Source organism: Calothrix sp. CCY 0018 (assembly GCF_963920925.1).
Taxonomy (GTDB): Bacteria; Cyanobacteriota; Cyanobacteriia; order Cyanobacteriales; family Nostocaceae; genus Rivularia.
In genome coordinates this window covers 55,773-68,086 of sequence record NZ_CAWUDI010000046.1, presented here as the reverse complement: position 1 = coordinate 68,086, position 12,314 = coordinate 55,773, and the positions used below count along the sequence as shown (strand labels likewise).

General features: G+C 37.7%; 7 protein-coding genes and 1 pseudogene. All 8 read left to right on the top strand.

Going from position 1 to position 12,314, the window contains the following annotated elements; all coding sequences use genetic code 11:
- Positions 1 to 472 precede the first annotated feature (472 nt).
- Positions 473 to 1,702, top strand: a complete 1,230-nt coding sequence (locus ACM03V_RS27240) for a HetZ-related protein (RefSeq protein WP_414623939.1) — start codon at positions 473 to 475, stop codon at positions 1,700 to 1,702.
- A 468-nt stretch (positions 1,703 to 2,170) separates the two neighbouring features.
- The gene (locus ACM03V_RS27235; protein ID WP_414623937.1) at positions 2,171 to 2,377 is read left to right on the top strand and encodes a DUF751 family protein; all 207 of its coding nucleotides are present in this window, start codon (positions 2,171 to 2,173) and stop codon (positions 2,375 to 2,377) included.
- Between the two features lie 73 nt (positions 2,378 to 2,450).
- Positions 2,451 to 2,843, top strand: a complete 393-nt coding sequence (gene rbfA / locus ACM03V_RS27230) for a 30S ribosome-binding factor RbfA (RefSeq protein ID WP_414623936.1) — start codon at positions 2,451 to 2,453, stop codon at positions 2,841 to 2,843.
- A gap of 1,234 nt (positions 2,844 to 4,077) precedes the next feature.
- The gene (locus ACM03V_RS27225; RefSeq protein WP_414623935.1) at positions 4,078 to 4,311 is read left to right on the top strand and encodes a DUF4327 family protein; all 234 of its coding nucleotides are present in this window, start codon (positions 4,078 to 4,080) and stop codon (positions 4,309 to 4,311) included.
- Positions 4,312 to 5,173: 862 nt separating this feature from the next.
- The gene (ppsA, locus tag ACM03V_RS27220; RefSeq protein ID WP_414623934.1) at positions 5,174 to 7,663 is read left to right on the top strand and encodes a phosphoenolpyruvate synthase; all 2,490 of its coding nucleotides are present in this window, start codon (positions 5,174 to 5,176) and stop codon (positions 7,661 to 7,663) included.
- A gap of 588 nt (positions 7,664 to 8,251) precedes the next feature.
- Positions 8,252 to 8,833 carry a GNAT family N-acetyltransferase gene (locus ACM03V_RS27215; protein WP_414623933.1) on the top strand — a complete coding sequence of 194 codons (582 nt, stop codon included), beginning with the start codon at positions 8,252 to 8,254 and terminating at the stop codon, positions 8,831 to 8,833.
- Positions 8,834 to 8,858: 25 nt separating this feature from the next.
- Complete coding sequence (locus tag ACM03V_RS27210; RefSeq protein WP_414623932.1) at positions 8,859 to 10,409, top strand: dolichyl-phosphate-mannose--protein mannosyltransferase; 1,551 nt, start codon at positions 8,859 to 8,861, stop codon at positions 10,407 to 10,409.
- 315 nt (positions 10,410 to 10,724) lie between these two features.
- Positions 10,725 to 12,290, top strand: a pseudogene (locus tag ACM03V_RS27205) (GAF domain-containing protein); the annotation flags it as partial.
- Positions 12,291 to 12,314: the final 24 nt, after the last annotated feature.

Sequence of the window (12,314 nt, the reverse complement as noted above, 5' to 3'; positions counted from 1 at the left end):
CCTTGTCGCCTTGTCCCCTTGTCGCCTTGTCCCCTTGTCGCCTTGTCCCCTTGTCCCCTTGTCCCCTTGTCTCCCTCTCTCCCCATCACCCCATCACCCCCTCTCCTTTATTCTTTACCGAAGTCAAAAATGCCTGTTGGTTTAATTTGTATTTTTAATCAATTTTGATACTCCAATTCTCGAATTGTCACATTCATCAGGTTAAAATGGGGGCAGAGTCACTAAGGCACAAAGCCATACCTTATAAGGTTTTAAGGCGTTTTCGAGTATTTATACTCAGGAGTGTGACAGTGGCAATTTCGATAAACTCGAAGAAAGCGACACACCAGCCCATCCGGAACTTACGGATATTTCTTACATTCATAAATGTGAGCAGTGCTGATGGCGACTCTTGAAAGATAACGCTCTTTCTGGAGTACCTCCCCAGACTGGCTCCGTAGTCCTTACGGTGCAGTACCAATCCTAAAAAATGATGAAAACAAACATTGCGAATCTACCTTCCTCCACATCTGCTGTTGATAACGAAACCGCAAATGAAACTGCAAATTTACAATCACAGGATACTAACAATGCATTAGTTCAGCAGATATGTCAAGAGCTAGAGTCCCAAGTTAAAGCTACCCCTGCTACTATTCAATTAGTCGCTAACCGCATAGCTAAAGAAGTCGAACGTATTTGCGAAAAAAGCTATCGCATCCAATCATCCGGACAAGTTAAATCTTGGTTAGTTAGTTTATCGCGGCATCGCTTGCAAAAGTGCTTGCACTACTATCAACTAGGTTCCAGACGCGGTAGGGTCGAATTACATAGCACTCTTGGTTCTATGGTTTACCGTCACATTAGTCTCCCCGGTTGTCAGTTAGGTTTTGATGCACGTTACAGCTTGATTGAAGATTTTTTACAAGCATTTTATATTGAAGCTATTAAAGCCTTTCGTCGGGAAAACGAATTACCAGCTGATTACACTCCCCGGACTCGCTTGCAATTAGGAGAGTACATGGCATTTACCGAACAGTATGCCAAGCGTCGTATTTCTCTACCGGGCAATGCTAACCAGCAGTTAATTATCCTCCGCGCTCAAGGCTTCAGCCGTCGTTTACCTCAAGAAACCACCGTTGATATGGAAATGGCTTTAGAATCAGCCAAATCCGAAGATGCTGAAGCTTACCAACGTAGTTCCGCAGTTCAACAAGTGCGATCGCAAATGGTTGCACAATCCAACTTCGATCCAGCCGAAGAAGCAGAACGCGATAGAGTAGTTTCTGAGTTGGTGAATTACTTACAGGCTCAAGGTCAAACTGACTGTGTAGATTACTTAACATTGAAACTGCAAGACCTCAGCGCTCCAGAAATTGACAGAATACTAGGTTTAACTAGTCGTCAGCGCGATTATCTACAGCAGCGTTTTAAGTACCATGTAGAGAAGTTTGCCCGGACTCATAACTGGCAATTGGTACACCAGTGGTTGGGTGCAACTTTAGAGCAAAAATTGGGAATGTCTTCCACTCAGTGGGATGCTTTTGTCGGTCAGCTTTCCGAACAACAACGTCAAATGTTGGAGTTGAAAAGTGCTAAAGAAAACGACCAAGCAATTGCAAAAGAACTTAAGTGTACTCCCAAACAACTACAAAAGCGCTGGACTAAATTGCTAGAAATGGCATGGTCTATCCGTAACGGTAATACTGAAGTTCAAGCAGGTTAAAGTCTTGGTTAATAACATCTTGCCTACCTTCGCTTATTCAACCTTTATAGGATTTTACAGTCACTATAGATGATTTCATCACATTCAAACAGTGAAAATACTCGCCTAATTCCCCTACAAATACAAATAACAAATGCCTTAATTGCCTGTTAATTTGTCGGGGATAAATAGGGAGCCTCTACTAAAGTTATTGCATACGTTAAAGTATTTTCATTGTTTGTAAAAGAAATTTTAATCAATATCAATATTTGATAGTTTTAGAAAATCATATAGAACAGGGAATAGAGAACGCCGAATCTGGGAATAGGGAACAGGGAAGAACAATTGGTAACTGGTAGCTGGTAATTGGTAACTGATTTAAGAATTTTATCCGCAGGTGAGAGATTTACCTTGCTTTAGATTACAATGACGGATGAGTAAGTACATCAAAAAATAAAGCAGTTTATAATAAGTCGCTCTAAAAAAAAGATGTTTGATGGTTTTTGGGATAACGTCTCTCGCTACCCCCGCTACTTAATAAGTACCGCGTTGGGTATATTTCTGAATGCGTTTGGCTGGGTGGAACCAGTGTTCAAACGCCCTATCACCTCAATTATTTTTGTCGGATTCTTAGTGGGGATTCTCGTTTTTGTTTCTTTTACCCTGCGTGCAATGCTTGGTTTAAGTACAATTTAGTGGGGGGTTTGACCTCCACATTAAATTCCAGCTAAATATTCTGTAGTAAAACCTCTGTTAGGAGGCTATTTTTATGGCTACTAATCGCCGCGTTTCCCGCGTTGCTGAATTAATTAGACGGGAAGTTAGCCAAATGTTGCTCAACGGAATTAAAGATGACCGAGTGGGTAGTGGAATGGTTAGCGTTACTGATGTAGATGTTTCTGGCGATTTACAACACGCCAAAATCTACGTTTCAATTTATGGTACCGATGAAGCCAGAGAAGAAACAATGGCTGGCTTAAAATCGGCAACTGGTTACGTCCGCAGCGAACTCGGTTCAAGAGTCCGTTTGCGTCGTACCCCAGAAGTAATTTTCTTAGAAGATCGTTCGATTGAAAGGGGTAACAAGGTACTATCGCTTTTAAACCAAATTCAAGATAGGCAAAAACCAGAATCTCAAGAAGGGGCAGAAAATATTGACTGAATGGGAATTTTGGCGATTAGTTTTTTTAATGAATTAAAATCTGGCTAAATACAGATAACAGGCGTGACGGTGGTTGCGTCTGTTTCTGTTTCTTGGGGAATTAGTAATTGGTTATTGGTATTGGGTGATGGGGTGATGGGGTGATGGGGAGACAAAGAGAAGAATAACTAGTACAAGTCGGCGTAAATAAGGCAACCATTAAAAATAGCTGAAAAGCCTAGAAAATCAAACTTCTTACTTCTTACTTCTTACTTCTTACTTCCGCGAAGCGGTACTAGTTCGCTACTCTCCATTCCCAAAAAAATCAAGAAAGTAGGCTTACTACAAGCTATCAATTCTTTTTAATGCGGGATCTGTCTATTTTCTTAGATTAGATAGTAATAGCTTACGCTATAACATTTTTATGAGTTCTTTTACGAAACCTAATATCATACATTGTTATATACACCTATTATCAACAGATTTTAGGCACTTTACGAAACTTAACAATGTCTTATCCAATAATTTACGTAAATTAATTGGATTTAATTATCGAGTACCAGTTATTGATTATACACCTTGTGCGAGCGCATTTCACTGTCTACGCAAACCAGATAGATAGCTGAAATTAATCAATGATGCTTTATGCGAAGTTCGGCACAATTTATAATTATCTCTGAGTTGCTACAGCAATTTATCCGAGGTATTTTCTTTGTAGGTAGTATTTTAGTTAACTAAGCAATTACTAATCTGTTTAAGGAATTGTTAACAGTAGGTAAGTGTATAGCTTTTTTGTTGTAATTTAATTTTTATATAAAGCTAATTATTATACATTTCTGTTAATTCGATATTTTTTTGCTTGTTCCCCTACGGACAGATGCGCTCAAGCGGGGGGATTGCTATAGATAGGTTATTCAATCTATTTATAAGACTACTAACCTTGCTTACTACATTGATTTTATCCGCTTAAGTGTGCCGACAAAGTTCTTTCACAAAACAGGACGATCAAAAAAAATATCTTAATGTTATATTTACTACCTCTAAAAAATATATTTAGCAGAACTGAAAAATATGTCATAAAATCATGACTTTCTTAACATATCTTTATATTTTTTGAGGTTTTATAGCGTCAAAATGAAAGTCAGTTCCGTATAGCAAATTACAAAAAAAAGTAATCACGAATTGGTTTGTAACCATGTTCGTTTCGGGTAAATTTTGGGAATAATACTTACGTGTAAAATAGCGAGTGGCAATTATGAGTGTGAATACGGTGCCTTCTATCAATTACTCTTTAGACGTGATTCAGGATGAAGCGCGACGATTGGTTCATAAAGGAGTAGTTAGCCGACAACAGCCGATATATACGTTATGTCAATACATACCCGCTAGAGAGTGGGTTTGTGTTGAGTGCGAGCTGGAAAAATGCGAATTTTTGCTGCGCGATCGCATAGCGGATTTAATTGGTAGAGAGGTGTGGGAAAACGACTAATTTTAAGATCGGCTTTGTTGTGTATGTTTTGGTAGAAACTGGTGAATATTTTAGATTTTAGATTTTGGATTAAATTATAAATGGTTTCAAGCAAGACCATTTCGACTATGGCAATAATCTAAAATCATCAATCCCGGTATCCAAAATTGAGTGACAGACTTTTCCTTTAGCGATCGAATCAAACTAAATAATATTCAATCCTAGCAACAGCTATAGAATCTCTGTTTTTAATCTGAAAAATTCCGTCCAAATTAGTTTTGATATCATTTTTTGAAGTCAGCGCGCCCCTGCGTTAGCTATTTAGAGCCGTTAACGGTTCGAGTATGGCTTTTATGTTTGGGGGGTGCTGTCTTTTTTTATGTGGTATTTAATTGTCTAATTAAGATAGAAACGAATGATATTTATTTTAGTGGTATTGCAATATACCTTTTTGTAAAGATAAAGTCAAGCTTATAGCTGTATTTTTGATCGGTAGGCATAAAATAGCTGAAACTCCCTTAAGAAGGATCTTGAGCTTTTTTCTACTATTAGACATCTCCGGAAAAGAAAAAGAACTGCATCCAAACCTCTCCCCCAGTGGGGGAGAGGCTTAAAACCCCCATTCCCTCATAGGGAAGGGGGGTAGGGGGGCTCGCGGTTTGTGTGTAATTTAAAACCATAGAAATGTTTTCCGGAGATGTCTATTGATATTCTTGAGCCTTTGACAAGCACTGACTGATTTAAAACTCCTACCTAATTTATTTATTTTTTTTGTTATGGTGGTTGGAAACTTGGAGCAGCAATTGTTAGAGAGAAGCTAACATTGCCTGCTGATGGTTAAAAGAAATCAATATTCCTGCATCTTTTCAGGGGGAAAATAATTATGAATGAACTTGCGAACAAAACCACTGGTGAATTTTCCAGAGAACAAGCATTCGTGCTGTGGTTTGATGAAATTGGTATTAACGATGTTCCTATCGTTGGCGGAAAAAGTGCATCTTTGGGAGAAATGATTGCTAGGTTGAGTGCGAAAGGGGTTAATGTTCCTACTGGTTTTGCTACTACTGCTTATGCTTATCGTTATTTTATTAAGTCAGCAGGGTTAGAAGAAAAGCTGCGGAATCTTTTTGCCGATTTGGATGTTTCGGATTTACAGAATTTACGCATCCGAGCTTCTAAAGCGCGGAAGTTGTTGCTGCATACTCCATTTCCCAAAGATTTTAGGAGTGCGATCGCCACATCATATAAGAAGTTGTGCGATCGGTATAATGCCGATACTGATGTTGCGGTGCGCTCGAGTGCAACTGCTGAAGATTTACCAGATGCGAGTTTCGCGGGGCAGCAGGAAACTTATCTGAATGTCACCACGGTAGAAGAAGTTTTGGCAGCAACTCATCGTTGTTTTGCTTCCTTATTTACAGATAGAGCTATTTCTTATCGACAAACCAAAGGCTTCGATCATTTTGATGTTGCGCTAGCGGTAGGAGTGCAAAAAATGGTGCGCTCGGATTTAGCAACTTCTGGGGTAATGTTTTCCATTGAAACCGAAACTGGTTTTAAAGATGCGGCTTTGATTACAGCAGCTTATGGTTTGGGGGAAAATGTAGTTCAAGGTTCAGTAAATCCCGATGAGTATCATGTTTTTAAACCAACATTGATATCGGGATATCGCCCAATTATTGATAAGAGATTGGGTAGTAAAGAAATCAAAATGGTTTACGATGACGGCTCAAAAAATATAAGAAATGTGCCGGTGTCTTCTGCCGAAAGAGCAAAATTTGCTTTAAACGACGAAGATATTTTACAGCTAGCGCGTTGGGCTTGCTTGATAGAAGATCATTATTCCAACGTCCACGGTAAATATACACCTATGGATATGGAATGGGCAAAAGATGGGATTACCAACGAATTATTTATAGTCCAAGCCCGTCCAGAAACGGTACAGTCGCAGAAGGTGAGTAATATTCTGCGGAGTTATAAATTCTTGGGGACAGGGGGACAGGGAGACAAGGGGACAAGGGGACAAGGAGACAAGATGAATATTTCTACCCCCTCCCTCCTCACCACCGGGCGTGCCGTCGGGGAATCTATAAGTCAGGGAAAAGCGCGGGTAATTCTAGATATTAGTAAAATCGAGCAGTTTCAAGCAGGGGAAGTACTGGTAACGGATCGAACTGACCCCGATTGGGAACCGATTATGAAAAAAGCCAGTGCGATCGTTACTAATTCGGGGGGAAGAACTTGTCATTCAGCTATTATTGCGCGAGAGTTGGGCGTACCCGCGATTGTCGGGTGTGAAAATGCCACCGAGGTTTTGAAAACTTCGCAAGAAATAACGGTTTCTTGTGCGGAAGGGGAAGAAGGTAAGGTTTATCAAGGATTGTTGCCTTTTGTAGTGGAAGAAGTGCATTTAGAAGATTTACCTCGTACCCAAACGCAAATTTTAATGAATGTGGGCAATCCTCAAGAAGCATTTCGTTTATCTACAATTCCGAATGATGGTGTGGGATTGGCTCGCACTGAATTTATTATTGCCAATCAAATTCAAATTCATCCGATGGCGTTGCTTAATTTTGATGAGTTGGAAGATGCATTTGTAAAAGATAAAATTGCTCAGATAACCGCACTTTACGAGCATAAACCAGCATTTTTTGTCGATAAATTAGCTCAAGGAATCGCTAGAATTACAGCGGCATTTTATCCTAAGCCGGTAATTGTCAGGATGTCGGATTTTAAAAGTAATGAATATGCGAATTTGTTGGGAGGAAGACAATTTGAACCCAACGAAGAAAACCCGATGTTAGGTTGGCGAGGTGCGGCGCGTTATTATGACGAACGCTATCGTGAAGGTTTTGCGTTGGAGTGTGAAGCGATAAAGCGGGTACGGGAAGAAATGGGTTTGACTAATTTGATTCCGATGATTCCCTTTTGTCGTACTCCCGATGAAGGGCGTTTGGTAATAAAAGAAATGGCGAAAAACGGTTTGCAGCAGGGTGTGAATGGTTTGCAAGTTTACGTGATGTGCGAGTTACCAAATAACGTGATAATGGCAGAAGAATTTGCCCAAGTTTTCGATGGTTTTTCGATTGGTTCCAACGATTTAACTCAGTTAACCTTGGGATTAGATAGAGATTCTTCGTTAGTAGCGAGGTTGTTTGATGAGCGTAGTGAAGGGGTAAAAAGGATGGTGAAATTAGCAATTCAATCCGTGAAAAAGCATAACCGTAAAATTGGAATTTGCGGACAAGCACCAAGCGATTATCCAGAATTTGCTCAGTTTTTAGTTGAGCAAGGGATTGATTCAATTAGTTTAAATCCCGATTCCGTATTGAAGACAATGTTGGAAATTGCCAAAGTAGAAGAAAATTTGTAATTAATTGTAGGTTGGGTTAGACACGAAGATTAATTTTGGCTCTTCAGTACTTACTATGCTAAAATCCATTGTCTAAAACTTGTAAGCTATGCTGTATAAGAAAAGTAAACCTTTTTTACTAACATTTTGAGCTTTTTTATGATTTTGGCGTTCAAACCCTTATTAAAAGTAGGATTTTAATCTTTAATTAATAGTTTGGCATACTATATACTGAAGAGCCTTAATTTTGATTGTAGCGATAATTAAAGTTATCGTGTCGTAACCCAACATTTCGTATTTAAGAAAAATATAAAAGGTTCGTAGTAAGGACTAAAGTCCTCTAAAATTGGTAGGATATTTAACTTTTGCATTAAGCACCCCCTTGAAATAAATTGATGCGGCTAATATACAAAGTACGTTAAAACGCACTAAAAACTTTTCCCAGTCTGATTTATCAGACTTTGTTTGTAAGCCTGGGAATTTATTCCAAGGTGGTTTATGAAGCTAATTGAATAGGCTCCGTTTCACCCAACTTAACAGTTACTATTAAAAATTCCGGTGCGCTCACGGCTGAAGCCATAACGCACCCTACATACAAATAACTTATAAATGATAACGCTACTCGAAACAGAACGCTTGATTATCCGCAGATGGATTCCCGAAATCGATGCGAAACAAGCTTTTGAAATCTACGGTGATGCTGAAGTAATGCGTTATATCGGTACTGGTAAAACTGAAGCGAGTATTGAAACCCAGCGGCAAAGCTTAGAAGCAGCAATCGAACGCTATAAGCAAAGCGACAATACCACAACCGGAGCTTGGGCAATTGTAGAAAAGCAATCAACAACAATTGTAGGAACGATTCTGCTCAAGCAATTACCCGATATAAATCGTCAACCTACAAATGATTATGAAGTTGGCTGGCATTTGAGAAAAGCTTCTTGGGGTAAAGGCTATGCAACGGAAGCAGGAAGAGAAATAATTAATTACGGATTCAATATTTTACAGTTGCCAGTAATTTATGCAGTGGTGAAACCGGAAAATCACGCTTCAGTTAAAGTCACTCAGCGACTAGGTATGAAACCTTTAGGAATCACAAATCAGTATTACAATGGCGTAAATCTTTTATTATTCAAATTGGATTCGCAAGAAAATAAATCAAAAATGCGCTTCAATGATGTAGAGATGTAGTGGTTTCGGTTAGATTAATTCACTGATGACTCAAAAACAGTCTTTTTCTTGGTTTAAAATTGGCATGATAGCTATATTTGTGCTGTCGCTTGCCTTAAGGTTTTGGGGATTGGGACGATTTAACACTTTAGTTTTTGATGAGGTTTACTACGCTAAGTTTGCTCAAAACTATCTGAGTCAAACTCCATTTTTTGACGGGCATCCACCATTAGGAAAATATATTATTGCCATTGGAATGTGGCTGAGTTCTTATTTTCCTTTTTGGCAAGATACGGTAAATGTTCTTACAGGTGTAGCTCGATCGCCTTGGAGTTATCGCTGGATAAATGCGCTGTTTGGGGCTTTTATTCCGCTGATTGTGGCTGGGATTGCTTATCAGTTAAGTTATCGCCGTAGTTTTGCTTTTTTGGCAGGTTTATTTACGGCTTGCGACGGGATATTTTTGGTTGAGTCTCGCTATGCTTTAATTAATCAGTATATAGTTATTTTTGGATTGTTAGGACAGTGGTTATTATTAATCGCTTTAGCAAATACTAAAAAACAGCGTAAATTTTATTTAATACTTTCTGGAATTAGTTTTGGTGCGGCGATCGCCACAAAGTGGAATGGCTTATTCTTTTTAATCGGCGTATATTTAAACTGGATGCTTGCCTGGTTGAAGCAACATTTTATGGCTAAAAATAGGAGGAATAATACAAAAAGTATTTTAGAAACAGATCAATATTATGTTTCTACAGAGGAATTAAGACAATCTACCGCGACATTAACTGCACCTCAACAAACGACAGCTAAATCTTTACTATTACCGCTACAAAAATTAGGTCAGCTAAAGATTTTTACTGCTGCGTTTTACTTAGGAATAATCCCGCTGATAACATACAGTTTAATTTGGATACCGCATCTTCTACAAAATCCTAAATTTAATTTTATAGAAGTACATACCCAAATTTTATCTTTTCACGGTCGTCTTGGTGGTAATACTTCCGATATTCATCCTTATTGTGCAGCTTGGTATAAATGGCCGTTATTAACTCGTCCGATTGCTTATTTTTACCAAACAGCATCAAGTACAAACGAAACCGTATCAATTATCGGGCCACCTTTACCTTCAAATACGGGTAAAGTTATATATGATGTTCATGCGATGGGCAATCCGTTGTTATGGTGGTTTGGTTTTGCTGCTTTAATGTTTTTAATTGTCGCTGTTTTGTTTAGACAAATAATCATTCCTTCGATTAAAGAAAAGCGTTTATATGTTAATTCATCATTTTCTATTGATAGTGGAATTGCTTTATATTTAATCATAAATTATGCAGCTAATTTATTACCTTGGGTAAAAGTTAATCGTTGCGTTTTCATATATCATTATATGACTGCTGTTGTGTTCGCATTTATGGCTTTAGCTTGGCTGATAGATAAATGCTTGCGTAGTTATCATATCGAACTTCGGGCTTTCGGACTTACGATTACTTTTCTAATTATTATCGCTTTTGGTTTTTGGATGCCCATATATTTGGGCTTACCTCTTTCGGCTGAAGCTTATAAGTTGCGGATGTTGTTTACCTCTTGGATTTAGTCAGTTACCAGTTACCAGTTATCAGTTATCAGTTACCAAATACTACAGAGTAAGTACATATTTATTAATATTTCTTTTCGGGAATGTATCTAGTAATTTGCTATATTGAAAACGAGATTTAATCTAGCAAACATTTATAGAAATAAATATAACGTTCTTTGTGCAAATTCTGTTAAATAGAATACAAATTAGGTTTAATTATTTAGGATGCTTTGCAGATAATATTTTAACAATAGTATCTAACTGCTATATAACATAAGATAAAAATTATTTAAACATATTTAACAAAGACGAAAACTATTGGAGTTGCATATTTTGAAAAATTCAAGTAATAGTTCTTTAGATTTAACTAGCCTGAAAGAACCAATAATTCATTTAGGTAGTCAAATCCAGAGTCATGGTGTATTACTTGTTCTTCAAGAACCATCACTAGATATTTTACAAGTTAGTCGCAATGCTGCTTCGATTCTTGATGTTTCTTTAGAACAACTCTTACAAACAAATTTAGAAGATTTATTAGATCCGTATCAAATCGGGAGAATCAAATCTCGTTTAGCAGAAGATGCTCTCGATTTTACTAATCCGACAAAAGTTTGGGTAAAGAAAACAAGAGAAGAATATACTGTATTTGACGCGGTATTTCATCGCAATTCGGAAGGAATTTTAATATTAGAATTAGAACCAGCAATTTCTGAAGATAATATTCCTTTTTTGAGCTTTTATCATTTAGCTAAAGCTTCTATAAATCAGTTACAAGAATCTGCCAGCCTTGAAGATTACTGTCAAATTATTGCCGAAACAGTACGAAAAGTCACCGAGTTTGACAGGGTGATGCTTTATAAATTTGATCGTGATGGGCATGGCTGCGTAGTTGCTGAAGATAAAGTCGCAAGTATGGAGCCTTATTTGGGTTTGAATTTCCCAGAGTCGGATATTCCTAAACCTGCGAGAAAAATGTTTCTTTCTAATTTGATTAGATTGATCCAAGATAGTCAAGAGGAACCTGTAGATATATTTCCGGTTTTAAATCCACTTACAGATCGTCCCATTGACTTAAGTCATTCTACTTTGAGAAGTCCTTATTCCTGTCACGTAGAATATTTACATAATATGGGTGTGGGTGCTTCTTTAACTATTTCTTTGATTAAAGAAGGTAAACTTTGGGGCTTAATTGCTTGTCACCATCCAACACCGAAATTCGTTTCCTTTGAATTGCGGAAAGCCTGTGAATTCTTGGGAAGAATGATATTTAGCGAAATTTCGTCAAGAGAAAAAACTGAAGATCGCGACTATCGAATCAAGTTGAAATCTATTCAATCTAGTTTGATTGAAAGTATATCTCAAGTGGGTAATTTTATTGTTGGTTTGATCGAGCATCAGTCAAATTTGTTGGATTTAACTAGCGCTCAAGGTGCAGCAATTTGTTTTGGTGGTAATTACACTAAGGTGGGTGAAACTCCCCAAGAAGAAGATTTAAACGATTTAGTTAACTGGTTGCAAAAAAACGTTGATGAGGAAGTTTTCTATACAGATTCTCTACCGAAAATTTATCCAGAAGCGGAAAAATTTAAAAATATTGGAAGTGGATTATTAGCGATTCCAATTGGTAAAAGGAATTATGTATTATGGTTTCGTCCCGAAGTAATTCAAACTGTTAATTGGGGAGGTAATCCCGATCGAGCATTTGAAGTTTACGAAGAAGAAGGAAATTTACGTTTATGTCCGCGTAAGTCTTTTGAATTGTGGAAAGAAACCGTTAGTTTAACCTCTTTACCTTGGCAATCTGTTGAAATCAAAGCAGCATTAGATTTGCGGAAAGCTATAGTTAATATTGTTTTAGAGCAAGCTGAAGAATTAGCCCACTTAGCAGCAGAATTAGAAGGTTTTGATGGTGGAAAAAATTTG

Coding starts and splice junctions, on each gene's coding strand:
- ACM03V_RS27240 (WP_414623939.1), top strand. CDS start 473: ATGAAAACAAACATTGCGAATCTACCTTCCTCCACATCTGCTGTTGAT.
- rbfA (WP_414623936.1), top strand. CDS start 2,451: ATGGCTACTAATCGCCGCGTTTCCCGCGTTGCTGAATTAATTAGACGG.
- ppsA (WP_414623934.1), top strand. CDS start 5,174: ATGAATGAACTTGCGAACAAAACCACTGGTGAATTTTCCAGAGAACAA.
- ACM03V_RS27235 (WP_414623937.1), top strand. CDS start 2,171: ATGTTTGATGGTTTTTGGGATAACGTCTCTCGCTACCCCCGCTACTTA.
- ACM03V_RS27215 (WP_414623933.1), top strand. CDS start 8,252: ATGATAACGCTACTCGAAACAGAACGCTTGATTATCCGCAGATGGATT.
- ACM03V_RS27210 (WP_414623932.1), top strand. CDS start 8,859: ATGACTCAAAAACAGTCTTTTTCTTGGTTTAAAATTGGCATGATAGCT.
- ACM03V_RS27225 (WP_414623935.1), top strand. CDS start 4,078: ATGAGTGTGAATACGGTGCCTTCTATCAATTACTCTTTAGACGTGATT.